Origin of the sequence: Spirosoma oryzae, from assembly GCF_003002825.1 — a bacterium.
GTDB classification, from domain to species: domain Bacteria; phylum Bacteroidota; class Bacteroidia; order Cytophagales; family Spirosomataceae; genus Spirosoma; species Spirosoma oryzae.
This window is the reverse complement of sequence record NZ_PVTE01000020.1, coordinates 89663-97248: the sequence shown is the minus strand read 5'-3', so window position 1 is coordinate 97248 and position 7586 is coordinate 89663. Positions and strand designations below refer to the sequence as shown.

General features: G+C 56.1%; 6 protein-coding genes. 3 read left to right on the top strand and 3 right to left on the bottom strand.

Annotation, left to right across the window (positions count from 1 at the left end; translation table 11 throughout):
- The first annotated feature begins 304 nt into the window (after positions 1 to 304).
- Positions 305 to 820 (top strand): GreA/GreB family elongation factor, encoded by a 516-nt coding sequence (locus CLV58_RS20590; protein WP_106139717.1) that lies wholly within the window; start codon positions 305 to 307, stop codon positions 818 to 820.
- Between the two features lie 31 nt (positions 821 to 851).
- Here CLV58_RS20590 and CLV58_RS20585 read toward each other — a convergent pair whose 3' ends face one another.
- Positions 852 to 2120: an MFS transporter gene (locus CLV58_RS20585; protein WP_106139716.1), complete on the bottom strand. Its 1269-nt coding sequence runs from the start codon at positions 2118 to 2120 to the stop codon at positions 852 to 854.
- 105 nt (positions 2121 to 2225) lie between these two features.
- Here CLV58_RS20585 and CLV58_RS20580 point away from each other — a divergent pair, with 105 nt between their 5' ends.
- Together CLV58_RS20580 and CLV58_RS20575 are read left to right on the top strand one after the other, a co-directional pair.
- On the top strand, positions 2226 to 3266 hold the full coding sequence (locus CLV58_RS20580) for a sugar phosphate isomerase/epimerase family protein (protein WP_106139715.1): 1041 nt from the start codon (positions 2226 to 2228) through the stop codon (positions 3264 to 3266).
- A 75-nt stretch (positions 3267 to 3341) separates the two neighbouring features.
- The gene (locus CLV58_RS20575; RefSeq protein ID WP_106139714.1) at positions 3342 to 4118 is read left to right on the top strand and encodes a TspO/MBR family protein; all 777 of its coding nucleotides are present in this window, start codon (positions 3342 to 3344) and stop codon (positions 4116 to 4118) included.
- A gap of 227 nt (positions 4119 to 4345) precedes the next feature.
- Here the strand turns inward: CLV58_RS20575 and rdgB are convergent, their stop codons facing one another.
- Together rdgB and rnr are read right to left on the bottom strand one after the other, a co-directional pair.
- Positions 4346 to 4927 (bottom strand): RdgB/HAM1 family non-canonical purine NTP pyrophosphatase, encoded by a 582-nt coding sequence (rdgB, locus tag CLV58_RS20570; RefSeq protein ID WP_106139713.1) that lies wholly within the window; start codon positions 4925 to 4927, stop codon positions 4346 to 4348.
- 114 nt (positions 4928 to 5041) lie between these two features.
- Positions 5042 to 7471, bottom strand: a complete 2430-nt coding sequence (gene rnr, locus CLV58_RS20565; RefSeq protein ID WP_106139712.1) for a ribonuclease R — start codon at positions 7469 to 7471, stop codon at positions 5042 to 5044.
- Between the last annotated feature and the right edge of the window lie 115 nt (positions 7472 to 7586).

Sequence of the window (7586 nt, the reverse complement as noted above, 5' to 3'; positions counted from 1 at the left end):
GAGGCCGAAAGCGTGTCATCTGACTGAATTCACTCATTTTGTTGGGGGTTGTGTCACCAAATTTACTCGTTTTCAAAACCCCTACAAGATTAGCCTAAAGGGGGAGAAAATCGTGTGCTAATTTCTTCCCCTTCAGGGGGCGGGGGGTATTGTTAGCCGAAGGAAATTTGGCTTCTGGTAGTATCAAATCAAGAACTTAACAGCCCTGCCTTCAGGGGGCTGGGGGGTAACCCGCTGCAACAATTGCCGGACACGGGCTGTTTCCCAGAGCGGCAAAGCCATACTGTGCTTCGTTGCCTGACCCATGAGCAGTGCTTTTCTAAAAAATGAAACGGCCGACGCACCCGTCGTGATTCCGGCACGGGCCCCGCTCCCACCGGGTACGCCCAACTACGTCACGCCACGCGGACTCACGTTGTTGCGCACGGAACTTGACGATCTGGAGACGCAGCGCGCCCATCTGCAAGGCACACAGGCCGACGACGAAAATGAGCGTAGCCGACAGCTTGCCCTGTTGAACGGGAACATCGCTAACCTGAACGAACGGATTTCCAGCGCCAAAGTGGTCGATACGCACGAGCAGGACCACGTTCGCTTCGGGGCCACTGTCGACCTGTCTATACGCGGTGGCAAGCTGGATGGGACTAAGCGGCAGTTCACCATCGTGGGTGTCGACGAAGCCAATGCAACGAAAGGGCTGATTGCGTTTACGGCACCATTGGCCCGGGCGTTACAGGGAAAACAGATCGGCGACGCCCTTGAATGGCCTACGCCGGGCGGGAAGCAAGTGATGGAGATCATTCAGATCAGCTACGACTAAATCAGCCGCTTCGACTGACTCGTCCTCAACGCTACTCCTCCAGATAGTCGAGGTCTTTACCGTGGGTTTCGGGAATGGTCAGAACGGAATAGAAGCCTAGGATAAAACTAATCAGACCAACGACAGCACCGGCATTGACAACAGCCAGCGAAGGCTTCAATAGCTGATAAGTTAGTGTCATCGGAATCACCAGCCCGCGTACCATGTTGGGAATGGTCGTAGCAGCCGTAGCCCGGAGGTTTGTTCCGAACTGTTCGGCACCGATTGTCACGAACATGGCCCAGTAGCCGATACCGACACCCGCTGCCAGGCAAAGCGCATACAGCGTGGTGGCACTGCCGACGCCCGCGTACAGATACAGCAGACTAAATACTAGCGCTATACTCATCAGCAGGGCAACGCCCCGTTTCCGCGACGACAGGGCGTGACTGATAAATCCACTGGCCAGATCGCCAACGGCCAGACCGACGTAACACCACATGATCGCCAGTCCCGGCTGAATTTCTTCGGCGATACCCAGCGCCCGACCAAACTCATTGCTGAATGTGGCCAGAATCCCGATGACAAACCAGGTCGGCAGACCGATGCCGATGCATTTGAGATAGCGACTCAGCCGGTCGGCATTGGTAAAGAAAGCAAAGAAATTACCCCGGCTGACGTGTGACTGGGCACTGACGTCCTTGAACATTCCCGATTCGACCACGCCGACGCGCATCAGCAGGAGTCCGACACCCAGCCCGCCACCGACCAGAAAAGCCGTTTGCCAGTCGAACAGTTTGACGGTGAAGTACGCCACGACCGCGCCCGACAACCCGATACCTGCCACCAGCGACGTACCGATGGCCCGCTTTTCTTTCGGCAGCACTTCGCTGACCAGCGTAATGCCGGCCCCTAACTCACCCGCCAGGCCGACACCGGCGATGAATCGCATCAGGGCGTAGTAGGTCACGGGGTCCATAAACGTTACCTGCTTCACAAAGCCACAGGCAATGTTGGCGATGGAATACGTAATGATCGAGCCGAACAGCACCGACAGCCGGCCCCGCTTGTCGCCCAGCACGCCCCAGAGAATACCGCCGATCAGCAGACCACCCATTTGCCAGTTCATAATCGACGTACCGACGCTGGAAATCTGCTCGGCATCCAAGCCCAGATCTTTCAGACTCGGCACGCGCACGATACCGAACAGCAGCAGGTCGTAGATGTCGACAAAGTAACCGAGAGCCGCCACGATGACGGGTAAACTAAACAAACCGACCGGGGTCGACTGTACGGGAGACGGATGGGTAGGAACTGCCATAAAGTATCTTCTGACCTCGTGGCCAGCATTCGTTCTACAATAATACGCAATGGCCAAATTTTCCGGCACAATCTAATCGCTTTACGTCCTAAACAGCCTTGCCTTATGCAAAATCAGCCAACGCGTCGTCAGTTCATAAGCGCAACGGCCGCTCTGCTGTCCGGCGTTGTACTCAGCAACAGCAAGCTCTTCGGAGCCCCCGCCCTCACCCGTAATCTGGGCGACAAACCCAACTCCCGGATCGGCGGGGTACAGATCGGCACGATTACCTACTCGTTCCGCGATATGCCCGACCAAAGCGCCGACGCGACCTTGCAATACGTGCTCGACTGTGGGATCAGCGCCATCGAGCTGATGGGCGGACCAGCCGAAACGTTTGCCGGTGCGCCGAAGAATCCGGTGAACATGCAGGCTATTTTTCCACTCATGCGCAAGCGTCGCGAGAACCAGACGCTGACCGACGACGAGCAGAAACAACTGGCTGATGCCGATGCACAAACCAAAGCCTACCGCGCCGAGCTGACCAAATGGCGGCTATCGGCCCCGATGGACAAGTTTGCCCAGTTGCGAAAGCAGTACAATCAGGCGGGGGTAACGATTTACGGGTTTAAACCCGATGCGTTCGGCATGAACAGTTCTGATGCAGAAATCACCTACGGCATGCAGGCGGCTAAGCAGTTGGGTGCCAATCAGGTCACACTGGAGCATCCGGGCAACGACGCGCATACACTCAAGCTGGGTAAACTGGCCGAGAAGAACGGGATTCGGGTCGCCTACCACGGGCACGAACAGCAGACGCCCACTTTCTGGGATACCGCCCTTGCACAGTCGCCCGCCAACGCCATCAACTTCGACCTGGGGCACTACATTGCGGCTGGTCAGCCCGACCCGCTGGGATTCATCCGGGCGCATCATACCCGCATTGCCAGTATGCACATCAAAGACCGGCAGGGACCCGACCACGGCAAGGGAAATCTACCGTGGGGTCAGGGCGACACCCCCCTGAAGCAGGTGCTGACGCTGATGCGGGAACAGAAGTACACTTTCCCTGCCACCGTCGAGCTGGAGTACAAAGTGCCGGAAGGCTCGACCTCGGTGGCAGAAGTGAAAAAATGTCTGGCGTACTGCCGGAACATGTTAGCCTAGCCGTAGTTTATCGATGACATAATCTGCCTGCTGGTCAGACAGCGGCTCGTTATTGTCATTGATACCGGCTTTTTTATGAACGACAAACTTCGACAAGTACTGATTGTCGTCACGATCGTTGGCCTGATCGTGGTGAACGCTTTATCAAACACAGGTGCCTTCGGGGGTCAGACCAACGGCGAGGTGTCGGCGAAATATCCGACACTAATCACACCGGCTGGTTACGCCTTTTCGATCTGGGGCTTGATTTTTCTGGGCCTATTAATCTTCGCAGTCTATCAGGCACTTCCCGCGCAGGCAACAAACCGCCGGTTCCGTGCTGCCGGACCGTGGATCATTCTTAACGCCATCTGCAACGCAGTCTGGAGTCCGATCTTCAATCAGGAGCGGATTGGCGTGGCGCTGCTGGTCATTCTGCTGATGTTCTTCAGCCTGCTGATGGTCGTCGAGAAACTGGAGATCAACCCTAGGTTAGACATCCCCGATCCCGCCCCTACGCAGGAAACGTGGCTGGCCCGGATACCGTTTCTGCTGTATTTCGGCTGGCTTACCGTTGCGACAATTCTAAACATCACCGTCTACCTGAAAGCCAGCAATTTCCCGCTGTCGGGTCTTTCCGAAAGCACCTGGGCTGAAGGTGTCCTGATTGTCGGGCTGGTCGTTGGCACCTATCTGTTCAACCGCTACCGGAGTGTGGCGTACATACTGGTGTTTGCCTGGGCCTATGCTGCCATTGCCGTAAAACACCAAGCGAATCAGGGCATCCTGATCGTCGCCAGTGCGGGTGCCGTTGCGGCTGTTGGGCTGGCTATCGCGGGGCTGGTATCGCGCCGGACTCCGAACGTTGCGTAGTTGTTTGTCCCATGTTCGTTATCCCGGTGGCTGTGAAGACATAGGAGAGAAGTTGTTTACCCCCCGCCCCCTGAAGGGGGAGAAGTTTGTGCTCGAATTCCTCCCCCTTCAGGGGGCGGGGGGTAGTCTAACGGCACCGGCCGGACGTAGGTCTGTGAAGACACAGACCTTGGAGAACAGGAGAACGACTTCTGTCACCTCTCGACAGGGACACGCAGCAGACAAATCTACACGTTTACCTGCTTCTGTAAGTACGCTACCATCTTTGCCAGCGCACGGGAACGATGACTGATCGTTCGCTTCTGTTCCGGTGTCATTTCGCCGAACGTCTGATCGTAGCCATCGGGCAGGAAAATAGGGTCGTAGCCAAAACCGCCCGTGCCGCGCGGCTCATCGACGATCGTTCCGTTAATCGCCCCCTCAAACTGGTGTTCAAGGCCGTGCAAAACCAGCGTAAATACGGTAACGAACCGCGCCTTACGGCTGGCTTTATCCTGTAACCTGGTCAACACTTTCCGGATGTTCTGCCCCGCATCGCGGCTCCCCGAATAGAACGCCGAGTCGACACCCGGCTCGCCATCCAGTGCGTCGACCTCCAGTCCCGAGTCATCGGCAAAGCACGACACGCCGAACTGTTTCCAGACGTAATCGGCTTTTTGCCGGGAATTACCCGGTATCGTACCCGAGGTTTCTGGCAATTCATCGGTACAACCAATATCGGCCAGCGTTTTCAGCACGAAGGCATCGCCCAATTGAGCCGATACTTCAGCCAGTTTATTCTTGTTATTTGTAGCAAAGCAAAGATCCATAGCGTCGTTATAGATGAAAGAAGAAAGACGTAAGACAAAAGAACAGCATGCTGGTGACACAACGCGTTCTTTTGTCTTACGTCTTTCTTCTATTGTCTTTTTTCTCTTATTCGCCTACCGCCGTCCCCGGCCACCCCGCCGGTTTTCGCCTTTGGCAGCGGCCCCGTTCCGGCCACCGCCCGACTTCCGACCGGCCGATACCTGTGCCGACCGACGATCGCGGTTAGAGCGCGACGCGTTTTTATTACCCGCATCGGTTACCCGACCCGCCTTGTCGCTGACGAGAATGTAGTCCATGCTGCGCCGGGCAAGGTTGGTTTCCTTTACGCGCACCACGACCGGATCACCGAAGGTGTACATCTTTTTCGACCGCTGCCCGACAATGCGGAAATTGTCTTTGTCGTACTCGTAAAAGTCGTCGCTCAGATCCTGCATTCGCACAAGCCCTTCGCAGTTGTTCTCCGTGATCTCCACGAAAATACCGAACTCCGTAACACCCGAAATAACGCCTTCGAAGGTCTTGTCGGTATCCATCCGGCTCATGAACTCGACCTGCTTGTACTTGATACTGGCGCGTTCGGCGTCCGAGGCCATTTTCTCCCGCGCCGACGCGTGCTTACACTGTTCCTCCAGCGGCTCCCGCGCTTCGGGTTTGCCCTTGCTCAGGTAATGCTGCAACAGACGGTGCGCCATCATATCGGGGTAGCGACGGATCGGCGAGGTGAAGTGCGAATACCGGCGGAACCCAAGGCCGAAGTGGCCAATGTCTTCGGTGCTGTACCGTGCTTTCGACATCGTCCGGATTGCCAGCTGCGATAGCATACTTGCTTCCGGCTTTCCTTCGATGGTCGCCATAAACTTGTTCATCGACCCCGACAGATGCTCGTCGTCCAGTTTGAGTTTATAGCCCAGACGACCGGCGAAATCGGCAAACAGTTGCAGTCGGTCGCGGTCGGGGCCTTCGTGGATACGATACACCATCGTGTTCTCCTCGCCTTTCTTCGACAGCTGATGCACAAACTCGGCAACGCGCTTGTTGGCCAGCAGCATAAATTCTTCGATGAGCTTGTTGGTGTCCTGCCGCAGCTTCGGATAGACCGACAGCGGCACGCCATTCTCATCGAGTTTAAACCGGACCTCTACCGTTTCGAAATTGATAGCGCCGTTTTTGAACCGCTCGTCGCGCAGTTTGTACGCCAGTTCGTTCAGCAGTTGCAGCTCCGACAGGTAATCACCGTTACTGTTGTTGAGAATGTCCTGCGCTTCCTCGTAGCTGAACCGACGGTTCGAATGAATCACCGTCCGGCCGAACCATTCCTTCACGATTTTCGCGTCGGGTGTCAGTTCAAAGACAGCCGAAAACGTCAGCTTATCTTCGTTCGGGCGTAGCGAACACAGACCGTTCGACAGCTTTTCCGGCAGCATCGGCACAACCCGGTCCACCAGATATACCGACGTGGCCCGTTTAAACGCTTCTTCCTCCAGCCGCGAACCGGGGGTTACGTAGTGCGTTACGTCGGCGATGTGTACACCAATTTCGTAGTTACCGTTGTCCAGAAACTGCACCGACAGCGCATCGTCAAAGTCTTTCGCATCGACGGGGTCGATGGTGAAGGTCGTCACCTCGCGCATGTCGCGCCGTTTGTTGATTTCCTTCTTCAGAATCCTGGTCGGAATGGTCTCGGCTTCGGCTTCGACATCGGCCGGAAAGTCGATGGGCAGGCCAAACTCAGCCAGGATGGCGTGCATCTCGGTGTTGTTCTGCCCGGCTACGCCCAGCACCGTGGCGACTTCGCCTTCAAAGCGCTGTTTGCTGCTGTAGGGGTCGGGAAACTTCGTGATGCGGACAATGACTTTTTCGCCATCGTTGGCAGCCCCCAGCTTGTCTTTCGGGATGAAAATATCGTCGTAGATCTTCCGGCTATCGGGAATGACAAAGCCGTAGGTATCCCATACCTCGATGCGGCCGACCAGTTCGGTACGTCCCCGCTCGACAATACTGGCGACTTTACCTTCCGTACGCCGGTTACGGTTGCGTGAATCGGTAAACAGTACCACCTTGACGCGGTCGCCGTCGACAGCCCCGTGCAGGTCATCGGTCGATACCCAAATGTCATTATCGCGGTCGGCACGGGTACCCAGCGGACTGATCGGGCTAACGAACGCAAAGCGCGAGTTAACGTGATCGACCGTGCCTTCCACGGTATTGGCCTCCGGCTCGGCGCTGTACGACCCGTCGGGATTACGCACCAGCGCTTTTTCCTTTACCAGTTCGGCAATCAGGCCGTACATCATCAATTGTACGCGCCGGTCGCCGGTATCGTAGTGGTCGATTATCTGTTCAATGGTGAACGATTCGCCATCGTTGATCTGAAAAAACGCCATAATGTCGTTTTTCAGCTCGTCCAGAAACACATCACCCGACCGAACGGCATTGCGGGAAGACGCCCGTTCGGCACCTTTCTCGCGGGTGCGGCTCGTAGCCGACCGGCCACCGCCCGCCCCCTCCGGGCGTGTGTATTTAGTTTGTTTTGGTTTTTTCATGTTTGGCGGTTTACGGTATTCGGTTTACAGTTTTCGGTCCATTCGGCGGCAAACTATCTTGTCGTGAATTAGCGGCCTATTGGACCACCGAAAACTGTATACTGTAAACCGTACA

Bases quoted from the DNA above. Each gene is read 5' to 3' on its own strand.
- CLV58_RS20590 (WP_106139717.1), top strand. From the start codon at position 305: ATGAGCAGTGCTTTTCTAAAAAATGAAACGGCCGACGCACCCGTCGTG.
- CLV58_RS20585 (WP_106139716.1), bottom strand. From the start codon at position 2,120: ATGGCAGTTCCTACCCATCCGTCTCCCGTACAGTCGACCCCGGTCGGT.
- CLV58_RS20580 (WP_106139715.1), top strand. From the start codon at position 2,226: ATGCAAAATCAGCCAACGCGTCGTCAGTTCATAAGCGCAACGGCCGCT.
- CLV58_RS20575 (WP_106139714.1), top strand. From the start codon at position 3,342: ATGAACGACAAACTTCGACAAGTACTGATTGTCGTCACGATCGTTGGC.
- rdgB (WP_106139713.1), bottom strand. From the start codon at position 4,927: ATGGATCTTTGCTTTGCTACAAATAACAAGAATAAACTGGCTGAAGTA.
- rnr (WP_106139712.1), bottom strand. From the start codon at position 7,471: ATGAAAAAACCAAAACAAACTAAATACACACGCCCGGAGGGGGCGGGC.